Annotated in this window: 2 protein-coding genes; both read right to left on the bottom strand. The window is 37.2% G+C overall.

Annotation, left to right across the window (positions count from 1 at the left end; genetic code table 11):
- A partial coding sequence (locus AC3AX0_RS11915) for a cyclodeaminase/cyclohydrolase family protein (RefSeq protein WP_487550501.1) occupies window positions 1-609 on the bottom strand: 609 nt, incomplete at its 3' end.
- A 412-nt stretch (window positions 610-1,021) separates the two neighbouring features.
- Window positions 1,022-2,243: imidazolonepropionase (gene hutI / locus AC3AX0_RS11910; RefSeq protein ID WP_487550500.1), on the bottom strand; the 1,222-nt coding region annotated here is incomplete at its 5' end.

Genomic DNA, 2,243 nt, shown 5'->3' with positions numbered 1-2,243 from the left:
AGGTGATGCTTCAAGTATAGCCTTTTCAGTTTCTAAAGCTTTCTTTTCAAGGTCTGCAACTTTATTTGCTAGCGCTGATACAAATGCCTCATCTTTAATAGAATCAAGATTGATTTTAACATTAAGAAGTGCAGACAATACTGCAGTTCTAGCCATCATTGCAGATACAAGACCATCAGTAACAGCATTGCTGTTTCCTGCAAGTACAACCCTTTCAGAAAGAGTCATTATGCTGTATGCATTTTCAGCTATTTCCATGGGTACCGAAGCAGCTTCCTTAAGCCCCTTCTGTATAGCTGCTGTTCTTGCAGCCTTTTCTTCATCAGTTACCTTAGGAAGCTTGAATGCATCCATAACAAGATTGAATGCCATACAGTCTCTTTCTATATCATCAAGCATTTTAACTCTTATAACTTCTGCCTTATGGGAGATTTCCTTCATTTCCTCTCCAACTTCAACATATTTTTTCTTTCCTATTGTAAGGTTTGCAACCATTTTTACAAGGGCTGCAGACAAAGATCCACTAACTGCTGCTATACTTCCGCCACCAGGTACCGGTGCGTCAGATGCTGTTTCTATAGTAAATTGTTCAATTGATAAATTTTTCATTATTTTCCTCCTAGTTTTAGATCACAACTTTAGTTGAGTTTATTCACGAAACAAGTATATCGCAAGGAATCAATGCGATACAGCTTGTTGAGCGAATTAGCACGAAACTTCTTGTGGATTAAAACTTCCTTATTTTATTTGTTATAATTTTAGTTGAGTTAATCCATGCGTTATTTGAAATAAAACGGTTCAATTTGTTTCAAATGTTGTATGAATTAGAACGAAACTTATTGTGAGATAAAACTACATTATTATTTTTTATAGTCTAAGAAAATTAAAAATGCATAATCCCTTAAAGCATTGGTATTATACAGTTAAGGATACTTTCGTAGACCTCTTAATATCCGAGTTAGTCAAATGAAGCGTGACTTGGATAACGCAGCGTAGCTGCTTTCTTGCTGCAATAACAGAACTAATTTTGGGCAACTATTTCCCCTGATTTTATTACTGTTTTTACAATATTTACTCCTGCATGATATGGAAGGAAATGATATGAAGGGAAGTCAAGTATAATTATATCCGCCTTCTTGCCTTCATCAATGCTACCTACAGAGTCAGCTCTAGATATTGCAGATGCTCCATTGATTGTAAGTGCTGTAATTATCTCTTCTATTCTCATGTCCATGTAAAGTGCTGAAAGAGAAATAATTAGAGGTATTGAATTCGTAAAACAGCTTCCAGGATTAAGGTCGGTGGCAAGTGCCACTGCACATCCCTTATCTATCATATATCTTCCTCTTGCATATTCTTCCTTAAGACAAAATGCAGTTCCTGGAAGAAGTGTAGAAATAACACCTTTCTCAGCCATTGCTTCTATACCCTTGTCAGATGCCTGGAGAAGATGGTCAGCCGAAACTGCTCCAAGTTCTGCAGCAAGCTCCGCTCCGCCAAGTTGAACAATTTCATCAGCATGTATCTTAACCTTAAGTCCTGCAGCTATTGCAGCCTTAAGGAATCTTCTTGACTGTTCCACACTAAAAACATTATCTTCACAGAAAATATCCGCAAAATCAGCAAGACCTTTTTCGACAACAACAGGAAGCACTTCATTTATTTGTGTGTCAATAAACTCATCTTCTTTTCCCTTATACTGCTTTTCAACAGCATGTGGTCCCAGGAATGTTGTTGCTATGTCGATATCTTTTCTTTCCTTCAATATCTTCATCGCTTCAAGCTGTCTGATTTCAGTATCAAGGTCAAGTCCGTATCCACTTTTTCCCTCAACTGTGGTAACACCAAACTTGACCATTGAATCAAGTCTTTTTCCTCCATTTTCAACAAGCTCTTCAAGAGTTGCCTCTCTAGTTGATTTAACAGAACTTACTATACCTCCACCTCTTTTCATGATGTCCATATAGTTATCTCCCCTTAATCTCCAGGAGAATTCTTCCGCTCTGTATCCGCCGAAAACAAAGTGTGTATGTGAATCTACAAAACCAGGCATTACTGTATTGCCCTTCGCATCGATTATTTCATATTCTTCAACTTTAATATCTTTAAGAAGTTCTTCCTGTACACCAACTTTTTTGATGATTCCATCTTCTACAATAACTGCACCTTTTTCGATTCTACCAATATCCTTCATGTCTTCTCCGAACTTAGGTCCAAATCCGGAACATGTCAACACTTCAGAT

The sequence above is a fragment of the Dethiosulfatibacter sp. genome (assembly GCF_983023055.1).
The sequence above is the reverse complement of the archived record's forward strand: the minus strand, read 5'-3'. Positions and strand labels throughout refer to the sequence as shown.